Origin of the sequence: Blautia intestinalis (genome assembly GCF_014297355.1) — a bacterium.
In the GTDB taxonomy this organism is placed as follows: domain Bacteria; phylum Bacillota; class Clostridia; order Lachnospirales; family Lachnospiraceae; genus Blautia_A; species Blautia_A intestinalis.
In genome coordinates this window covers 16,636-34,884 of the sequence record NZ_JACOQE010000002.1, presented here as the reverse complement: position 1 = coordinate 34,884, position 18,249 = coordinate 16,636, and the positions used below count along the sequence as shown (strand labels likewise).

Genomic DNA, 18,249 nt, shown 5'->3' with positions numbered 1-18,249 from the left:
CTGACATTCTATTACAATTATTCCATTACAATTTCTGAAATCATTCCATGTATCTGCATTTCCTCCGGTGTATATTTCGGAATCATAAGTCTTTTTCCCCGGATGGCTACCTTTCCACGAAATCCCAGCACAATGATTTCCTCCTGCTGATACCGGAGAATGCTTTTGTAATTGCAGATCACCGCATGGCTTCGGCCGGTAAGTGTCACGATTGTTTCTTTCATGGCAAGATCACCCGGAACCTCCAGTGAAGTGACCAGATTCTCCCGCCAGTTCTTTCGCTCTTTTTCTTTTTTCATAAAAAGAACCTCTCCGGTCTTTATCACTACTTTATGCCGGAGAGGTCTTTGTTATGTAATGTTTTATGCTGTTCGGTACAGAACCATGGAAAACCAGAGGATGGTATTTCCGCCCAGATTATATTCCATGTGTTCTTTCTCAACAATCTCGCTTACCACGACACCATGGCTTTCCAGACAGGGATGCATCCTTTCCGGAAATCTGCACGGCTCGCCCTGTGTGTAAGCACAGGTTTCACAGATATCGCAGGATTCTGTCGACAGAGTAAATGTATCAAATCCCTGTTCTTTCAGAAATCCGACAACTTCAGTAGTCAGCTCTTCGTGCGCATCCCTTGTAGAAAGCATTTCCTGCATATTCATAAGATCTGAAACCTCTGCAACACTGGAAAAAAACACAGCTTTCCCATAGCTGCGGATCCTTTTTTCGCACGCCTCAAGTGTACCAACCGCCGGAGGACAGGCCCATGTACTTCCATATCGTTCACATTCCTGTCTGCAGATCTGACGTACTCTTGTTTCTACAGAAAGATCAGACGTGTCCAGAATGCGATATTCATATATCGGATACGCGGAAATAAATTCTTCGAATTTTGCAGTATCCAGTTCAGTCATGTGTACTTCCTCCGTTTCGCTTATTAATCCAGAATGATCAGCGCCATGAAAACAAGGTCTTCATCGCCGGTATTTGTCATTCCATGTCCTTGACCGTCCGGTGTAAAGGTCACATCACCGGCTTTCACCATACGCAGTGTGCCGTTGTCACTGTAGATGCCTTTTCCTGAAAGGATATAATAAGTTTCACTTTCGTTGTGATGTTCGTGGTATCCCAGAGAACATCCCGGCTCCAGTGTTACTTCTGAATACAGGCCGCATTTACCGTTTAACTGTTTTTCGTTAAGAAGTCTTTTGATCAGTACGTGTCCCTGACCGCCTGCCATGTTCTCTATTCTTTCTGTTGTCATATCACTTATCCTCCTTTATGGAATCCTTTATTACAAACCGGACTGTCCGGAATGTTTCTACAATACTTCCGTCATTTGTGGTACGGTTCGTTGTTCATGATCCGATAACTCCGATATATCTGCTCGAGAAGAATCATCTGCATGAGCTGATGCGGAAAAGTCATTTTGGAAAAACTGAGCTTATAATCTGCCCTGCGTAAAACTTCTTCTCCAAGTCCAAGTGAACCACCTATTACAAAGGCAATCGAACTTTTGCCCTCCACACCCAGATGGCTGATTTTTTCCGAAAGTTCTACGGAATCCAGCATCTTACCGTCAAGTGCAAGCGCGATCACATAATCCTGCTCACGGATCTGTTTCATCAGACGCTGCGCCTCCGTATTCTTGATCTGTTCGTTCAGAGCATCCGAAGCTTTGTCCGGTGTTTTTTCATCCGGCACCTGACAGAATGTGAGCTTACAGTAACGGCTGAGACGTTTCGCATATTCTGCAATTCCGTCATTCAGATATTTTTCTTTGATTTTTCCTACTGTTACGATTCGTATCTCCATCAGCCGTTTTCCTCTAAGTAATTTTCAAACTGTTCCTGCGACATCAGTACTTTACGCGGTTTTGTCCCCTCTTCCGGACCTACAACCCCAGCATCACACAACTGGTCCATAATCCTGGCAGCTCTGTTGAATCCGATCTTAAACATTCTCTGGAGCATACCGATCGATGCCTTTTCTTTCTCAATGATAAATTTACCGGCATCCACGAAATAAACATCTCTCTCATCCCCGGAAGAAGTGCCTCCGGCAGACATACCAACCGTATTTACCTGCTGTTCGATCTGTGTATTGTACTGTGTTCCCGGATTCTTATCTGCAAGAAAATCAACAATTGCGCTGACTTCTTCATCCGATACAAACGCGCCCTGCAGTCGTGCCGGTTTCTGATAGCCCTGCGGATAAAACAGCATATCTCCTTTACCCAGAAGTTTCTCGGCACCGTTCATATCCAGAATAGTTCTGGAGTCTACACCCGAAGAAACAGAGAAAGCGATTCGGGACGGCATATTTGCCTTGATCAGACCGGTAATAACGTTTACAGACGGACGCTGTGTTGCAATGATCAGATGAATACCTGCTGCACGTGCAAGCTGTGCCAGACGGCAGATCGCATCCTCAACTTCGCCCGGTGCAACCATCATAAGGTCAGCAAGCTCGTCTACCACGATCACGATCTGCGGCATACGTTCCGGTCGTTCTTCCCCTTCTGGAATACGCATTCCATCAACCTTTCGATTGTATTCCTGCAAATTGCGGACACCAAACTCCGCAAAAGTATTGTAACGGCCCATCATCTCTGTAACAGCCCAGTTCAGTGCACCGGCAGCCTTTTTCGGGTCAGTCACTACCGGAATCAGCAGATGTGGAATTCCGTTGTATACACTCAGTTCTACTACTTTCGGGTCGATCATGATAAGTTTGACATCTTCCGGTGCCGCCTTATACAAGATGCTGACGATCAGTGTGTTGATACATACCGATTTACCGGAACCGGTTGCTCCCGCGATCAGAAGATGTGGCATCTTCGCGATATCTGTTACGACCGGTTTACCTGCGATATCTTTGCCGACGGCGAATGCCAGTTTTGACTTCGCAGTCTGGAATTCCTGTGACTGCAGCAGTTCCCGCAGCATGACCGCATGATTTTCTTTGTTCGGTACTTCGATGCCGACCGCTGCCTTGCCCGGTATCGGTGCTTCGATTCGGATATCCGGTGTCGCAAGGTTCAACTTGATGTCGTCTGCAAGATTTACGATTTTACTTACCTTTACACCCATCTCCGGCTGAAGTTCATAACGGGTAACAGTCGGGCCACAGCTTACATTCGTCACTGTGACATTGACACCGAAGTTGTGCAGCGTATCCTGTAATTTCTTCGCGGTTTTGCGAAGATGCTCGTCAGAATCTCCCTGTGATTTGCCGTCACCACGCTTCAGAAGCTTCAGCGGCGGATAATGATATTCCTTTTTGACCTCTTCATTTTTCTGCGTGATTTCTTTCTGGATATTCTGGATTCCACTCTCAATCTCCTTCGGAGAAGATTTCGGATTCTTCGCAGGCTGTGAAGGGGCTTTTTCCACAGCAACAGTCGGCTGAAATTCTGACGTATCGACTGTCGCATCTGATTTATACACTGTTTCGCTCTGTACCTGCTGTGGATCATAATCCGGCTCTGCCTCAGGATAAATTTCCTGCGGTGCGCCATAATCGCGGTGTTGCTCCGCCACATAATTATTCTGTGGCTCTTCATAAGATAATGTTGATTCTGTATACACCGGAGGCTGATCTTCTGCATAAAGAGACTGCTCCTCTGTATAAGGAGACTGCTCTTCCTGCACCTCCGATTCTTCATATACAGATTCTTCATATACCGGCTCTGCACGATGGATTTCAAAATCTGCTTCCTGCAACGGTACCGGTGCACCGGCATCCTCTGCCGCATTCTCACGAGGTGTCAGTTTCGTACCTTCGAGGAATCCGGAACGTTTCTTTCTCAGAATTCCCTTATTAGCCGCCTTTGTTTCCTTAACAGTCTCTTTTTCTTTTGTATTTGCTTCTGTATCTGCTGTTTTATTTGCCGTGCCTTTTTCTGCCTTTGCCACAGCATTTTCATCTTCTGCAGCCGCATCTTCTGCCAGAGCTTCCTCCAGCTCACGGATACGCTGTGCCTGACGCTCTTCTCGTCGCTGACGACGCTCCTGCACACGGAGTTCTTTTCTTAAATCACGTTCCGGCTGTCCTTCCATATACATATCACGGCCGTCACGTGCAAGTGCACAGATCGCATCCCACACACGGAATACAAATCCGAAGAAAGATTTCTGTGTTATAAGAATCAGAGAAATCAACAATACCAGAACAATGATCACATAACCACCTGCCACACCAAATGCAGAGGTAGTCGAAATACAGATTGCTCCGCCGATCACACCGCCACCGGTATGATAAACAGAACTTACGGAATAATAATCAGCCAGTGTCATACTTGGCATATATCCTTCCGTCAGAAGCTGGATCAGTCCACACAGAAAGATACAAAACAGCAGTACCGCAAGCGCCTTTTTGTATGCCAGCGGATTCCTGCGGTTCGATACCAGAAATACCGCACATCCGAAGATCAGAAGCGGAAACAGATATGCAAGGATACCCATCACACCGAAAAATGCCGCACTGATCGTTGCACCGACAGTACCTCCCATTCCGAGGTTACTGAAAATCAAAATGAGCGAAGCCGCCAGAATGATAAGCAGAATGATCTCTGTCTGAAATCCACTTGTCACACTCTGTTTTGCTGTCGTTTTCTTTTTTGTATTTTTACGTCCGGAAGAAGACCTGCCGGTCCCTTTTCGGTTGGTCTGTTTCTTTGTTGCTGCCACTCTGGCACCCCTCCTAAAATTTCAAGCTTTATAATGCAGAATTCGTGATCAGGGCAATAAATCCTGCAAGGAAACAATAATAAGCAAAGTAGCGGAATTTTCCCTTATGCACCAGACGCAGACAGGTACGAATCGTAAGCATACCGACCACTGCTGCAATGATCATCCCAAATACATAAGCAAATCCAAGTCCTACTGTCATGTCTGCAGAGCCAAACTGACCAAGCTCCATGATCGTCGCACCGATGATTGCCGGAATTGATAATATGTAAGAATATTTAACCGCAAATGTGCGTGAAAATCCGCTCATCAAACCTGCACTGATCGTAAGTCCGCTTCTGGAAAGTCCCGGGAATACAGAAAGTCCCTGACAGATACCGATCCACATCGCATCAGAAAAATGCGCATCTTTCGCTGCCTTCGTGCCACCAACACGGCTCAGATCAATAACCAGCAAAAGAATACCTGTCACCAGAATCCCGGCCCCCGGAATCAATACAGACGTGGCGGACACCGAAACCAGCCGTCTTGCAGTGCAACCCAGAAATGCAGTCGGAATCATAGATACAAGAAGCAAAACTACAAACTTCCGATATACATTACTGATAATACGTGTATAGTGAAGCTGCTCTCCTGTCCTTCTGTTGTGTATGTACAGATTTGCATTTCCGATCAGATCCATAAACATATCCAGCGCTTCGAACGCAAGATGTCGGATATCTTTCTGGAATGTCATAAAAATTGCTGCCAGTGTTCCCAGATGCAGCATGGTCTCAAGCAGGACACCCGGTCCGTGCTCCATACCAAGAAGATTCTGCACAAAACAGAGATGCCCGAAACTGCTGACCGGCAAAAACTCTGTAATTCCCTGTACAATGGCGAGTAAAATGATGTATAAAACCGTCATAACTTTTTCCTTTTCTTATGATTTGCCTGTTCTTTTTGATAAAAAGGCACATTACCAGTGGTCAGTATAACACATTTTCGAGAAAAAAAAAAGCCTTTTGACCGCATCCCATCAGCGGCCAAAGGCTCCTTCGTATAAGCATTGCTAATTATTTATTTTTCAGATATTCGTCGATACCTTTTGCACCGGCTTTACCTGCTCCCATAGCAAGGATAACAGTAGCTGCACCTGTAACGGCATCACCACCGGCGTAAACACCGTCTTTGGATGTCTTACCCGTTTCTTCTTCGGCAACGATACATCTTCTCTTGTTGATCTCAAGACCTTTTGTAGTGGAAGAAATCAGCGGGTTCGGAGAAGTACCAAGAGACATGATAACGGTATCTACATCCATGTCATACTCAGATCCCGGAATCTCAACAGGACGTCTTCTTCCGGATGCATCCGGCTCGCCCAGTTCCATCTTGACAACTTTCATGCCATTTACATGACCATTTTCGTCAACAAGGATTTCCTTCGGATTTGTAAGAAGATCAAAAATAATGCCTTCTTCTTTTGCGTGATGAACTTCTTCAGCTCGTGCCGGAAGCTCTGCTTCACTTCTTCTGTAAACGATATGTACTTCTGCACCAAGTCTCAGAGCTGTTCTTGCTGCATCCATAGCTACGTTACCACCACCGACAACAGCAACTTTCCTGCCTGCTGCGATCGGTGTATCATAAGAATCATCGAAAGCTTTCATCAGGTTGCTTCTTGTCAGGTATTCGTTTGCAGAGAATACACCACTTGCGTTCTCGCCCGGGATTCCCATAAACATCGGAAGACCTGCGCCGGAACCGATAAATACTGCTTCAAATCCTTCATCCTCGATCAGCTGATCGATCGTTGTGGATTTACCGATAACAACGTTTGTTTCGAATTTAACGCCAAGTTCTTTGACTTTTTCGATTTCTTTCTTAACGACTTTCTGTTTTGGAAGACGGAATTCCGGAATACCATAAACAAGAACACCGCCGAGTTCATGAAGTGCTTCGAATACAGTTACATCGTAACCTGCTTTTGCAAGATCACCTGCACAGGTAAGTCCGGACGGACCTGAACCGATAACTGCAACTTTGTGTCCGTTCTTCACTTCTGCGCCGGCCGGTTTGATATCATGCTCCAGAGCGTAATCAGCAACAAATCTTTCCAGTTTACCGATAGAAACAGCTTCACCCTTCTTACCACGGATACACTGTCCTTCACACTGGGACTCCTGCGGACATACACGGCCACAGATAGCCGGGAGTGCGGAAGAAAGCCCGATTACTTTGTAAGCTTCTTCCATGTTGCCTTCTTTGATATGCTCGATGAATCCAGGGATATTGATAGATACCGGACATCCCTCTACGCATTTCGGTTTCTTACAGCCCAGGCATCTCTGAGCTTCTTCCATTGCTTCTTCCTGATTATATCCAAGACAAACTTCTTCAAAGTTTGTTGCACGTACCTTCGGATCCTGTTCTCTTACAGGTACTTTTTTTAACATTTTTGCATCTGCCATTACTTGTCACCTCCGCACTGTCCGCATCCACCGTGGTGGGTATCGCCTTCCTGAAGCTTCAGTAATGCACGACCCTCTTCAGTCTTGTACATCTGGCTTCTCTTCATGGCCTGATCGAAATCTACAAGATGTCCGTCAAATTCCGGTCCGTCTACGCAGGCAAATTTGATCTCATCGCCAACCTGAAGACGGCATGCTCCACACATACCTGTTCCATCAACCATGATCGGGTTCATGCTGACGATTGTATGGATGCCCAGCTTCTTAGTAAGAAGACAGACGAATTTCATCATAATCATCGGTCCGATTGCAACACAGACATCATACTGCTTGCCTTCGTTTGTAACGAGATCTTCCAGAGTCTTTGTAACCATACCGGAACGTCCGTAAGATCCGTCATCTGTTGTAACATAAAGGTTGGAAACTGCTGCAAGTTCTTTTTCAAGAATTACCATATCTTTGGTCTTGGAACCAAGGATTACATCCGCAGTAATACCATATTCTTTCAGCCATTTTACCTGTGGGTAAACCGGTGCAGTACCAACACCTCCGGCAATAAATACCATTTTCTTTTTCTTTAATTCTTCAATATCCTCATGAACAAATTCAGAAGGACATCCCAGAGGTCCTACAAAATCGCGGAAAGAATCTCCTGCTTTTAAATCGGACATCCTGATTGTAGATGCACCAACTTCCTGGAATACGATTGTTACTGTGCCTTCTTCACGATCATAGTCACAGATTGTAAGCGGAATTCTCTCGCCCTTTTCATCCATTTTTACGATGATAAATTGTCCTGGCTGACAGTGGCTTGCAACACGCGGTGCGTGAACGACCATAAGATGGATCTTAGCTGCCAGTGTCTCAGCTTTTAAAATCTTATACATTGTTTCCCTCCTAGCGTATATTCATTCAATCCCTTAATAATAATACGCTAAAATCTTTCCTATTACAAGGAAAAGATTTACAAGCATGCATAAAACTGACTATTTTTTCACATTCCTTTCTTGTCTGCAGCCTCTTTTTCTTCAATCATCTGATGCAGCCGTGCAAGCGCCTCCCGTATTCCGCCAATCTCATTAATCAGCCCTTCCTTAACTGCCTCTCTTCCTTCCAGCATTGTCCCTACATCTTTGACAAGCTGGCTGGTATCCAGCATCAGTTCCTCAAGCCGTTCCTGCGTCGTGCCGGAATGTGCCGCAATAAATCCCGTAATGCGATCCTGAATTTTCTCGATATTCCGGTAAGACTGCGCCACACCAATAAACATCCCACTGGAGCGCACCGGATGGATCACCATTGTCGCACTCGGCACCGCAAAAGAATAATCCGCCGACACCGCCATCGGCACTCCAATCGAATGCCCTCCTCCCAGCACAAGAGAAACTGTAGGAATACTCAAAGATGCGATCATTTCCGCGATTGCAAGCCCCGCCTCAACATCTCCACCGACCGTATTCAGAAGGATCAAAAGCCCGTCCACGTCTTTATCATCCTCGATCAGTGCCAGTTTCGGAAGAACATGTTCATACTTCGTCGTCTTACTCTGTGAAGGCGCGCTGTCATGACCTTCCACCTCACCGATGATCGTCAGAAGTTCAATCCTGTGTTTTCTTTTGTTCTGATCAAGTGTAAGCTGCCCCGTCTCCCTGATCTGCTCATCCTGTTCTTTTTGTGTGTCGAGTTCCTGCTGCTTATTATTCCTGTCCTGCGGAGCATTGAGTTCCTGATGACTTTTGGTTTTGTTTTCAGACATAAAAATACCTCCATGTACATTCATGAAGGTATTTTGTGTAAAACTATGGATTCATATACATCAGGACTGTATCCAGCTTCTCCATCAGACTCAAGTGATTCTTTCTTAATCCGGCAAGCAGAAGTACCCTTACTTATACAAATCTATTTTATTTAGATGTATCTTTTCAAATCAATTTCTGATGTATCATTCATCCCAGTTTGTCCAGACGTCTGTAACATCATCGTCCTCATCGAGAAGATCCAGTGTTCTCTGAAGGTTCTTGACATCCTGTTCATCTGTCAGTTCTACGTATGTCTGCGGAACCATGGCAACCTGTGCTTCTACCATCGGGATTCCTGCTTTTTCCAGAGCTTCACGCACAGCACTGAAATCATCCGGAGCTGTCAGGATCTCGAAGCTGTCTTCTTCTTCGTTGAAGTCCTCAGCGCCAGCATCAAGAGCAGTCATCATCAGCTCATCTGCATCCATATCGCCGCATTCGTCTTCCAGTTCTTCTTTATCAATGATGATCTGACCTTTCTGGTCAAACATGAAGGATACACACCCCTGTGTTCCGATGCTTCCGTAACCTTTTGTAAATGCATTTCTAACATTACTTGCTGTACGGTTTTTGTTGTCTGTCAGAGTTTCAACGATGATTGCAACACCATTCGGGCCATAACCTTCGTATGTAGCATGCTCGTAACTGTCTGCGGAATCTGCACCTGCTGCTTTCTTGATACCACGGTCGATTGTATCGTTCGGCATGTTGTTTGCTTTTGCTTTTGCAATGACATCACGAAGTTTGCTGTTGTTGTTCGGATCCGGACCGCCGGCCTTTACAGCCATAACGATCTCACGGCCGATAACGGTAAAAATCTTACCCTTTTTGGCATCATTTTTTTCCTTTTTGTGCTTTATGTTTGCGAATTTTGAATGTCCTGACATGTTTCACTCTCTCCTTTTGTTTCTTTGTCATTTATTTTCTCGGCTCTGACCCTTCCGATCGTCCGGTTGCCCAGCGAAAGAATCTTAAATCTATAGCCGTTTGCAACTATTTCTCTGTCGAGATCATCCTGGGCAGGTATGTGTCCCAGATGCTCCGTCAGATATCCGTTGAGTGTCTCCATCTCAACATCTCCGAAATCAATATCCAGCTCCTGCTCTACATCCGTAAGACTCGCAAGTCCGTCAATGATGATACTGTTGTCCACCTGGGGTCGGAATGTATCTTTACTTTCATCGTACTCATCAAAAATATCACCGACGATCTCTTCCAGAATATCTTCCATCGTCACGATACCTGCTGTCTGACCATATTCATCCACCACAACCGCCATATGTACCTGTCTGGCCTGCATGGTACGAAAAAGCTGACCGATGTGTCTGGTCTCCGGAACAAAAGTCACTTTACGTATCAATCCCGGCAGTTCTTTCAATGGTTTGAACTTCGCCCATGAATTCTGTGTAAAGAATTTCAGCGCATCCTTATAATGGATCAGTCCCCGGATATCATCCATATCCTCTCCGCAGACAGGATAACGGGAATTTCCCTCTTCCATCATATGTTCCACAACATCTTTGAGCAGATCATCCAGCGCAAACGCTGCCACATGGCTTCGATGCGTCATGACCGCACCCACTTCCTTATCCTCGAAAGCAAAAATATTCTGGATCATTTCAGCTTCATCCTTGTGAAGGACACCTTTCTCATGTGCCTCATCCACCATGGAAATGATTTCTTTCTCGGTCACTGCATCCTGTTGCTTCCCATGAAAAATATGTGTCAGTTTATCAAATATCCCTGATTTTTTCTTTACATGCCCCTCCTCAAGGGGCAGGCGACTGCCATCGTCCATTTTATTTCCTTTTCCTTCCACAATCTGTCTTACTGATTTCAAATGTAAAATATACGTAACTGTGAAGATACCGAACAGTTACAAATCTGCATAATTACTGATAAAATATAGCACTTTCACTTACGTTCGTCAAGGATAACACCTTTAAACAGCTAAAAAGTAAGCTCCAGACTGATCTCAAGGGCATGATTCACCCGGTCAAGCATCGCCTGATCCAGATGACAGACCTTATCTTTCAGACGTTTTTTGTCAATGGTACGCAGCTGTTCCAGTAAAATCACGGAATCTTTTTCGATTCCATATGCAGATGCATCGATTTCTATGTGCGTCGGCAGCTTTGCCTTATTCATCTTTGATGTAATCGCTGCGCAGATCACCGTAGGGCTGTGGCGGTTGCCGACATCATTCTGAATGATCAGGACCGGACGCACACCGCCCTGTTCACTTCCGACAACCGGTCTTAAATCTGCGTAAAAAATATCCCCTCGCTTAATTACCACACAATCACACTCCGATTCTTTTTTCTCTGGAATTAGTATTTCCATTTTTCTTCTGTGTATACATGCGTGGTATTTTCACTACATCCTTATGGAGCTGCAGGTATCTTTCCGAACTGTCCCCACAATCCGGAGGTTTATTTAAAGAAGGTCAGATCTCCCCATTCTCTGCCGTCTTTTATATAGACTCTCGGTACACGCTTGCTGATGTCACATGCAAATTCATAAGAAAATCTGCCTGACAGATCACCAAATGTCTCAATACTGATAAATTCCTCTCCGTCTTTTCCGATCAGGGTAACTTCATCCCCGTGTTTTACCTCCGGAATGTCTGTCACATCTACCATAAACTGATCCATGCAGATTCTTCCGATGATCGGAGCTTTCTGTCCGTGGATCAGAACCCAGCCTTTATTGGAAAGACTTCTCGGATATCCATCTGCATAACCTACCGGGATCGTTGCCACACGCAGGTCTTTTTCAGATGCAAAAGTTCCGCCGTAGCTGATCGGTGTGCCTGCCGGAAGATCTTTGACGTATGATACGTGACTCTTTAATTCCATTGCAGGAATCAGTTTGACAATGTCTCTCTCCACTTCATTTGACGGATAAATGCCATAAATCGTAATACCGGCTCTTACAGCATTTAAGTTTGCCTCCGGAACACGAATGATACCGGCGCTGTTGGAGCAGTGTTTCATCGGGATCTCTACTCCTGCTTTTTCGAGAAGCTCTGCAAATGCAAGATAACGGTTCAGCTGTGTGATCGCAGGAGAACGATCTGTCTCGTCTGCTCTTGCAAAATGTGTAAACATACCCTCAATCTCTACATTCGGAAGAGCTGCGATCTTTTTGATCGTCTCTACGCTTTCCGGTACATCGGCAAATCCGATACGGCTCATTCCCGTATCCAGTCCGATATGGATATGTACCTGCCTGCCCTGACGGACAGCTTCTTCGGAAAGCGCAGCAGCCATCTCATATTCACAGACAGTCATGCGTACTTCATGTGCGATCAGTTCTTTATAGTATTCTTCAAAAACAATTCCAAGAATCAGAATCGGTTTGTCAATTCCGGCATCTCTTAACTGGAGTGCTTCCTCCGGCGTGGCAGTCGCATATCCCCAGATATACTCATAATCTTCGATCAGACGCGCAATTGCTTCCGCGCCGTGTCCATAACCGTCTGCCTTGATAACAGCAACGATCTTTGTTCCTTCTGCGATATTTTTTTTCATTTCTTCGAAGTTGTGTGCAATTGCATCCAATGAAACAACTGCCTTCACTCTGTCAAATTTTTTCATGATAGAACTCTCCTTTGTATTTCAAAACTTTTTTCAAAAGTTCTGTTGTTCTTTTAAAATTTCCGCAACACCACAGGCTATATCTCCGGCCTTCATGCCGGCCATGCCTTTTCTCATTGCCGCCTGATCACCGCCCGCTCCGTGAAGCAGGACACCAAGTGCCGCATAAAATCCGGTATCTTTCTCCTCAACAGGTGTTTCCGGATACATTGCCTGGATACCGGCAAGCACCCCGGACAAAACATCTCCGCTTCCGGCTGTCGCCATACCGGCATTTCCGGAAAGGCTGATCCACGCACGCCCATCAGGCGCAGCAGTCACCGTGCACGCGTCTTTCAGTACACATACCGCCCCGGTCTCCGCCGCGAGTGCACGTGCTGCACCTGCCCGATCACTCTTTAATTCTCTGATTGATTTACCGGTCAGGCGGCTCATCTCTCCCATATGTGGTGTCAGGATCACATGACTATCCAGATAATTTTTCCATTTCGGATTCTCTGCCAGAAGATTCAATCCATCTGCATCCAGCACAACCGGTTTCTTTTCCTGTTTTGCTTTTTTAAGGAAAAACTGCACTTTATCAGCCGCCTTCACCGTCATTCCGATTCCCGGGCCGATCACCAGCACGTCACACCAGTCAAAATCCTTTTCCAAGTCATCGGTACACGAAATCATCGCCTCCGGAAGCATCGTCTGAAGCGGGATTCGATTTTCCTCCGGTGTTACGATTTTTACCATTCCGGCCCCTGTTGCAAAAGCTCCCGAAGCACTCAAAAATGCTGCTCCGCACATGCCACTGCTTCCGGCCACTGCAAGGATTTTTCCAAAGGTACCCTTGTTTCCGTCTGCCTCTTTCTCCGGCAATTCACGCAGATCCGATTTTTCCATTGAAAACAGTTTCGGCTCTGCTCCGTCTTCTCTGTAGATGCCAACATCTGCGACAACGACCTGTCCTGCAAGCTTTCTTCCCGGATACAGACAAAGCCCCGCTTTACGAAAAGCAAACGTCACAGTGAGATCTGCATGAAATGCAATTCCAAGCTCAGCACCGGTATCGCCATCCACTCCCGAAGGCAGATCAACCGCCACTTTCCAGCCGGGCATCTCATTCAGTTCAGCGATCAGATTACGGTATTCACCCTTTATTTCTCTGGTCAGTCCAACGCCGAAAATGGCATCTACTATAGTAGTATATTCCTCACTATGCAGGTTATTCACAACAGGCACCTGATAATTTGCAGCAATCTGGCACTGTCGCCGCATTTCTTCCGTCCTGTGATCCGGATTTCCTGCCAGATAAATTGTGCTCTGACAGTCGTGCTGATGCAGGATACGCGCAATAGCCACACCATCCCCGCCATTATTTCCACTTCCGCAGACGCACAGGATCTTTTGCTTTTTATTCTCACCTGCAAATCTTTTTTCCAGTTCTTCTACAACTTTCAGAGCCGCCCGCTCCATAAGCACACAGGACGGTACTCCCATCCTCTCAATCGTGTAACTGTCGCAGAATTTCATTTCCTGGCAGGTCACTACCTGTTTCATCCGGTCACCTCCTGCTTATAACAACAGACAGGCTATTACACAGCATCCCCTGAAAAGGAGCCATGCAACAGCCTGTCCTGAATTATTTCTCATCATCCACATGTTCCTGCCGATACTGGCTGAGATTATATGACAATGTCATCAGACTTTCAGAAAGATGAACATTCTCAACAATTACACCGTCCGGTGTATCCAGATCTACATGTGCAAAATTCCAGATTGCCTTGATTCCATTTTCGATAAGGATATCTGCCATATCTATCGCTTTGTTTTTCGGCAATGTCAAAATTGCGATCTCCACATTATTTTCCTTAAGGAAAAATGGCAGATCACTGATCATCTGAATTTCAATTCCCCTTACCGCAATGCCCTCAAGCACCGGATTTACATCAAAAATACCAACCAGTTTAAATCCACGTTTCTCAAATTCTACGTAATTGGCAAGCGCCTGACCGAGATTACCGGCACCGACAATAACCATCGGATGTACCGTATCCAATCCAAGGATTTTACCAATCTCTGTATATAAATATTTTACATTATATCCGTAACCCTGCTGTCCAAATCCCCCGAAGTTATTTAAGTCCTGTCTGATCTGTGATGCTGTCACACGCATTTTCTTACTAAGGTCATTTGAAGAAATACGCTCTACATTATCCTCCAGAAGTTCACCCAGGTATCTATAGTAACGTGGCAGTCTCTTGATCACAGCTTTTGAAATCTGTTTTGCTTCCACCGTTGTCCCTCCTTACACTTTCCCGTTAATTATAACGAAATGACATTTTATTGTCAATCTTTGTTGTGAAATCCATACAATTTTTGCTGTTTTTCTTTACAAAAAAAGTTTTTACTTTTATAATCATTACGGTATATTTACAATGGAGGAAAGATTATGATCTTATCATGTCAGGGCATCTCGAAATCCTTTGGTGAAAAAGTGATTCTGGAAGATGCCTCATTTCATATAGAAGAACGCGAAAAAGCCGCTCTGATCGGTAACAATGGCGCAGGCAAAACCACACTTCTCCGTATCATCATGAACGAACTGCATGCTGATTCCGGTCAGGTCGTCCTGATGAAAGACAGGCAGATCGGTTATCTCGCACAGTATCAGGATGTACAGGGACACCGCACCGTTTACGAAGAGCTGCTCAGCACCAAACAATACATCATTGACATGGAAGAGCGCATGCGTTCCATGGAGCTTGAGATGAAACACGCTTCCGGCGAAGAACTGGATCGTCTGATGAACAGCTACACGCGTCTGACACACGAATTTGAGCTTGAAAACGGTTATGCATACAAGAGTGAGCTGATGGGTGTTCTGAATGGTCTTGGTTTCGCTGAAGAAGATTTCAACAAACAGGTTGCCACTCTTTCCGGTGGTCAGAAAACACGTGTCGCACTCGGTAAACTGCTGATTTCCAAACCGGATATCCTGCTTCTCGACGAGCCGACCAACCACCTCGATATGGAAAGCATCGCCTGGCTGGAAACTTATCTTCTGAATTATCCGGGCGCTGTATTCATCGTTTCCCATGACCGTTATTTTCTCGATAAAGTTGTAACTAAAGTTATTGAGATTGAAGCCGGTCACGTCCGTATGTACAGTGGAAACTATTCCGCCTACGCAGAAAAGAAGGCGCAGCTCCGTGATGCACAGTACAAAGCCTACCTGAATCAACAGCGCGACATCAAGCATCAGGAAGCTGTCATCGTCAAACTTAAATCCTTCAACAGGGAAAAATCCATCAAGCGCGCCGAGAGCCGTGAAAAAATGCTGAACAAAATCCAGCGGATTGAAAAGCCGCTCGAAGTCCGGAGTCAGATGCGACTCTCTCTCGAACCACGTGTAGTCAGCGGAAATGACGTTCTGACTGTCGAAGAACTTGCAAAAAGCTTTCCGCAGCAGAAACTTTTTTCCAATATTTCCTTCCAGATCAAACGCGGTGAACGTGTCGCCCTGATCGGCAACAACGGTACCGGCAAGACCACAATGCTCAAGATACTCAACGGGCTTCTCGATGCCGATGCCGGAAGTTTCTCACTCGGAGCAAAGGTACAGATCGGATATTACGATCAGGAACATCATGTCCTGCATGCTGAGAAAACTATTTTTCAGGAAATTTCTGACACGTACCCGACTCTCACAGAAACAGAAATCCGCAATATGCTCGCGGCATTTTTGTTTACCGGAGATGATGTTTTTAAAGAAATTTCCGCACTTTCCGGTGGTGAGCGCGGACGTGTATCCCTCGCGAAGCTGATGCTCTCCGAGGCAAACTTCCTGATCCTCGATGAGCCGACCAACCATCTTGACATTGCTTCGAAAGAAATCCTCGAAGAAGCGCTGAACAGCTATACAGGAACCGTTCTTTACGTATCACATGACCGATATTTCATCAACCAGACCGCAACACGTATTCTGGATCTGACCAATCAGTCTGTTGTGAATTACATCGGTGACTATGACTATTATCTGGAGAAAAAAGAAGAACTGACTGAGAAATATGCCCCGTCCACTGCTGAAACCGCCACTGAAGCAAAAGAAGAAACTCCTTCCGAGGGCAAGCTCACCTGGCAGCAGCAAAAAGAAGAACAGGCACGCAAACGTAAACAGGAAAATGAACTGAAAAAAGTCGAAAAACGTATCGAAGAACTCGAGACACGCGACAAAGAAATCGACGACACCCTTGTTCTGCCGGACGTGTGTACAAATGTCGGACGCTGTGCCGAGCTTAGCCGTGAAAAAGACAAAATCCAGCAGGAACTTGAGGAATTATACGAAAAATGGGAGACCCTTGCATAAGTCTCCCACTTTCAAAAGATATGAGCCATTGTATCATCATCCGATACAATGGCTCTTCTTGTCTTAGTTATAACATTTTTTCCAGTTCTTCTCTGATTGCAAGAATAAAGTCACGGCTGTTCAGTACCGTCGGATTTTCGATGCTGGTGATCAGTGCAAGGTCTTTGGTCATCTTGCCGCTTTCAATTGTAGAAAGAGTTGCTTTCTCCAGTTTGTCCGCAAAATCAGAAAGCTCCTGACTGCCATCCAGTTCGCCACGTTTACGAAGTGCTCCTGTCCATGCAAAGATGGTTGCTACGGAATTCGTAGAGGTCTCTTTGCCCTCCAGATGACGATAATAATGTCTCTGAACAGTTCCGTGTGCAGCTTCATATTCGTAATAGCCCTGCGGAGACACCAGTACAGAAGTCATCATTGCAAGTGAACCAAATGCGGAAGAAACCATATCGCTCATAACGTCTCCGTCATAGTTCTTGCATGCCCAGATAAATCCGCCTTCTGCTTTCATGACACGTGCAACGATATCATCGATCAGGCTGTAGAAATATGTCAGACCTGCTTCTTCGAATTTATCTTTAAATTCTGTATCAAAAATTGTCTGGAATACTTCCTTAAATTTAGCATCGTATGTTTTGGAAATGGTATCTTTCGCGCCAAACCATACGTCCTGCTTTGTATCAAGCGCATAATTGAAGCAGCTTCTTGCAAAGCTTTCGATGGATGCAGTCATATTGTGCATACCCATCGCAACTCCCGGTGCTTTAAATTCCTGTACAAGGGAACGTTTCTCCTCACCGTCTTCTGATGTATAAACAAGCTCTACTTTACCAGGTCTGTCAATGTACATCTCGGTATTTTTATAAATGTCTCCGTATGCATGACGTGCAAGCGTGATCGGCTTTTTCCAGTTGCGTACGCATGGCTCGATTCCCTTCACAACGATCGGTGCACGGAAAACAGTTCCGTCAAGAATCGCACGGATTGTACCGTTCGGACTCTTGTACATCTTCTTCAAATCGTATTCATCCATACGTGCATGATTCGGTGTAATTGTCGCACATTTTACTGCAACGCCATATTTCTTCGTAGCTTCTGCTGCATCGATCGTTACCTGATCGTCTGTCTCATTACGATAATTCAGTCCAAGATCGTAGTACTCTGTATTCAGATCAATAAACGGAAGAAGGAGCTCATCCTTGATCATCTTCCAGAGGATTCTTGTCATCTCGTCTCCGTCCATTTCTACCAGCGGTGTCGTCATTTGAATTTTTTTCATAATACTTCTCCCTTGCTTGATATCTGATTTTGTAATTGTTTTTCTTTACACAATTCCCAATTTCCTACTATTCTATCTGA

General features: G+C 45.4%; 17 protein-coding genes. 1 reads left to right on the top strand and 16 read right to left on the bottom strand.

The window, feature by feature from the left end:
* Window positions 1-17: 17 nt before the first annotated feature.
* The 15 genes from H8Z79_RS04210 to H8Z79_RS04140 form a co-directional block, all read right to left on the bottom strand.
* A complete protein-coding gene (locus tag H8Z79_RS04210) occupies window positions 18-299 on the bottom strand; it encodes a YabP/YqfC family sporulation protein (protein ID WP_015542811.1) in 282 nt (93 codons plus the stop codon).
* Window positions 300-362: 63 nt separating this feature from the next.
* Window positions 363-914 (bottom strand): DUF2284 domain-containing protein, encoded by a 552-nt coding sequence (locus tag H8Z79_RS04205; RefSeq protein WP_015542812.1) that lies wholly within the window; start codon window positions 912-914, stop codon window positions 363-365.
* A 23-nt stretch (window positions 915-937) separates the two neighbouring features.
* The gene (locus tag H8Z79_RS04200; protein WP_015542813.1) at window positions 938-1,264 is read right to left on the bottom strand and encodes a cupin domain-containing protein; all 327 of its coding nucleotides are present in this window, start codon (window positions 1,262-1,264) and stop codon (window positions 938-940) included.
* A 71-nt stretch (window positions 1,265-1,335) separates the two neighbouring features.
* Complete coding sequence (rlmH, locus tag H8Z79_RS04195) at window positions 1,336-1,815, bottom strand: 23S rRNA (pseudouridine(1915)-N(3))-methyltransferase RlmH (RefSeq protein WP_015542814.1); 480 nt, start codon at window positions 1,813-1,815, stop codon at window positions 1,336-1,338.
* Window positions 1,815-4,691, bottom strand: coding sequence for an FtsK/SpoIIIE family DNA translocase (locus H8Z79_RS04190; protein ID WP_330360650.1), 2,877 nt, complete (start codon window positions 4,689-4,691; stop codon window positions 1,815-1,817). Before H8Z79_RS04190 ends, rlmH begins: the two co-directional genes overlap by 1 nt.
* A gap of 28 nt (window positions 4,692-4,719) precedes the next feature.
* Window positions 4,720-5,598 carry an undecaprenyl-diphosphate phosphatase gene (locus H8Z79_RS04185; RefSeq protein WP_015542815.1) on the bottom strand — a complete coding sequence of 293 codons (879 nt, stop codon included), beginning with the start codon at window positions 5,596-5,598 and terminating at the stop codon, window positions 4,720-4,722.
* A 148-nt stretch (window positions 5,599-5,746) separates the two neighbouring features.
* Window positions 5,747-7,141, bottom strand: coding sequence for an NADPH-dependent glutamate synthase (gltA, locus tag H8Z79_RS04180; protein ID WP_015542817.1), 1,395 nt, complete (start codon window positions 7,139-7,141; stop codon window positions 5,747-5,749).
* Window positions 7,141-8,028 carry a sulfide/dihydroorotate dehydrogenase-like FAD/NAD-binding protein gene (locus tag H8Z79_RS04175; RefSeq protein WP_118039459.1) on the bottom strand — a complete coding sequence of 296 codons (888 nt, stop codon included), beginning with the start codon at window positions 8,026-8,028 and terminating at the stop codon, window positions 7,141-7,143. The genes gltA and H8Z79_RS04175 overlap by 1 nt, the downstream gene beginning before the upstream one ends.
* 107 nt (window positions 8,029-8,135) lie before the next feature.
* On the bottom strand, window positions 8,136-8,897 hold the full coding sequence (locus H8Z79_RS04170) for a ClpP family protease (protein ID WP_118039460.1): 762 nt from the start codon (window positions 8,895-8,897) through the stop codon (window positions 8,136-8,138).
* A 186-nt stretch (window positions 8,898-9,083) separates the two neighbouring features.
* Window positions 9,084-9,827: a YebC/PmpR family DNA-binding transcriptional regulator gene (locus H8Z79_RS04165; RefSeq protein WP_015542820.1), complete on the bottom strand. Its 744-nt coding sequence runs from the start codon at window positions 9,825-9,827 to the stop codon at window positions 9,084-9,086.
* On the bottom strand, window positions 9,797-10,738 hold the full coding sequence (locus tag H8Z79_RS04160; RefSeq protein WP_015542821.1) for a hemolysin family protein: 942 nt from the start codon (window positions 10,736-10,738) through the stop codon (window positions 9,797-9,799). The genes H8Z79_RS04165 and H8Z79_RS04160 overlap by 31 nt, the downstream gene beginning before the upstream one ends.
* Window positions 10,739-10,890: 152 nt before the next feature.
* The gene (locus tag H8Z79_RS04155; RefSeq protein WP_015542822.1) at window positions 10,891-11,283 is read right to left on the bottom strand and encodes a type II toxin-antitoxin system PemK/MazF family toxin; all 393 of its coding nucleotides are present in this window, start codon (window positions 11,281-11,283) and stop codon (window positions 10,891-10,893) included.
* Between the two features lie 89 nt (window positions 11,284-11,372).
* Entirely contained in the window at window positions 11,373-12,539 is a 1,167-nt protein-coding gene (gene alr / locus H8Z79_RS04150; RefSeq protein ID WP_118039461.1) for an alanine racemase, read from the bottom strand.
* Window positions 12,540-12,572: 33 nt separating this feature from the next.
* Complete coding sequence (locus tag H8Z79_RS04145; protein WP_118039462.1) at window positions 12,573-14,084, bottom strand: NAD(P)H-hydrate dehydratase; 1,512 nt, start codon at window positions 14,082-14,084, stop codon at window positions 12,573-12,575.
* 82 nt (window positions 14,085-14,166) lie between these two features.
* Entirely contained in the window at window positions 14,167-14,820 is a 654-nt protein-coding gene (locus H8Z79_RS04140) for a redox-sensing transcriptional repressor Rex (protein WP_118039463.1), read from the bottom strand.
* A 156-nt stretch (window positions 14,821-14,976) separates the two neighbouring features.
* On the opposite strand from H8Z79_RS04140, the gene abc-f reads away from it, so the two are divergent.
* Window positions 14,977-16,893, top strand: a complete 1,917-nt coding sequence (gene abc-f, locus H8Z79_RS04135) for a ribosomal protection-like ABC-F family protein (RefSeq protein ID WP_118039464.1) — start codon at window positions 14,977-14,979, stop codon at window positions 16,891-16,893.
* Window positions 16,894-16,960: 67 nt separating this feature from the next.
* On the opposite strand, the gene H8Z79_RS04130 is transcribed toward abc-f, so the two are convergent.
* Complete coding sequence (locus H8Z79_RS04130) at window positions 16,961-18,169, bottom strand: NADP-dependent isocitrate dehydrogenase (RefSeq protein ID WP_118039465.1); 1,209 nt, start codon at window positions 18,167-18,169, stop codon at window positions 16,961-16,963.
* Window positions 18,170-18,249 lie beyond the last annotated feature (80 nt).

Bases quoted from the DNA above. Each gene is read 5' to 3' on its own strand.
- H8Z79_RS04185 (WP_015542815.1), bottom strand. From the start codon at position 5,598: ATGACGGTTTTATACATCATTTTACTCGCCATTGTACAGGGAATTACA.
- H8Z79_RS04165 (WP_015542820.1), bottom strand. From the start codon at position 9,827: ATGTCAGGACATTCAAAATTCGCAAACATAAAGCACAAAAAGGAAAAA.
- H8Z79_RS04210 (WP_015542811.1), bottom strand. From the start codon at position 299: ATGAAAAAAGAAAAAGAGCGAAAGAACTGGCGGGAGAATCTGGTCACT.
- gltA (WP_015542817.1), bottom strand. From the start codon at position 7,141: ATGGCAGATGCAAAAATGTTAAAAAAAGTACCTGTAAGAGAACAGGAT.
- abc-f (WP_118039464.1), top strand. From the start codon at position 14,977: ATGATCTTATCATGTCAGGGCATCTCGAAATCCTTTGGTGAAAAAGTG.
- alr (WP_118039461.1), bottom strand. From the start codon at position 12,539: ATGAAAAAATTTGACAGAGTGAAGGCAGTTGTTTCATTGGATGCAATT.
- H8Z79_RS04145 (WP_118039462.1), bottom strand. From the start codon at position 14,084: ATGAAACAGGTAGTGACCTGCCAGGAAATGAAATTCTGCGACAGTTAC.
- H8Z79_RS04205 (WP_015542812.1), bottom strand. From the start codon at position 914: ATGACTGAACTGGATACTGCAAAATTCGAAGAATTTATTTCCGCGTAT.
- H8Z79_RS04130 (WP_118039465.1), bottom strand. From the start codon at position 18,169: ATGAAAAAAATTCAAATGACGACACCGCTGGTAGAAATGGACGGAGAC.
- rlmH (WP_015542814.1), bottom strand. From the start codon at position 1,815: ATGGAGATACGAATCGTAACAGTAGGAAAAATCAAAGAAAAATATCTG.
- H8Z79_RS04175 (WP_118039459.1), bottom strand. From the start codon at position 8,028: ATGTATAAGATTTTAAAAGCTGAGACACTGGCAGCTAAGATCCATCTT.
- H8Z79_RS04155 (WP_015542822.1), bottom strand. From the start codon at position 11,283: ATGGAAATACTAATTCCAGAGAAAAAAGAATCGGAGTGTGATTGTGTG.
- H8Z79_RS04200 (WP_015542813.1), bottom strand. From the start codon at position 1,264: ATGACAACAGAAAGAATAGAGAACATGGCAGGCGGTCAGGGACACGTA.
- H8Z79_RS04160 (WP_015542821.1), bottom strand. From the start codon at position 10,738: ATGGACGATGGCAGTCGCCTGCCCCTTGAGGAGGGGCATGTAAAGAAA.
- H8Z79_RS04170 (WP_118039460.1), bottom strand. From the start codon at position 8,897: ATGTCTGAAAACAAAACCAAAAGTCATCAGGAACTCAATGCTCCGCAG.